This window comes from Thalassotalea coralli (genome assembly GCF_055786205.1).
The window spans coordinates 1-232 of sequence record NZ_JBVVBK010000041.1 but is presented as its reverse complement, the minus strand read 5'-3'; the positions used below and the strand labels follow the sequence as shown (position 1 = coordinate 232).

Annotated in this window: 1 protein-coding gene; it reads left to right on the top strand. The window is 47.0% G+C overall.

Features of this window, described 5'->3' with window-relative positions; translation table 11 throughout:
* A partial coding sequence (locus tag ACOB80_RS20960; RefSeq protein ID WP_473167808.1) for a chitobiase/beta-hexosaminidase C-terminal domain-containing protein occupies positions 1–232 on the top strand: 232 nt, incomplete at both ends.

Sequence of the window (232 nt, the reverse complement as noted above, 5' to 3'; positions counted from 1 at the left end):
ACGTATCGTGCCCGTGTATATAGTAGTGGGATGGCACCGAGTAATGAAACGGTTGCGTCTTTTACGATTCAACCTACTGTGGCCAAACCAAGCATTTCGCCAAATGGTGGCACATATGATGTGTCTAGACAGGTTACGTTAACACCAAATACCAGTGGCTCGACGATTTATTACACCACTAACGGCGCAACGCCAACGACCAGTTCAACCGTATATTCAACGCCATTTACGC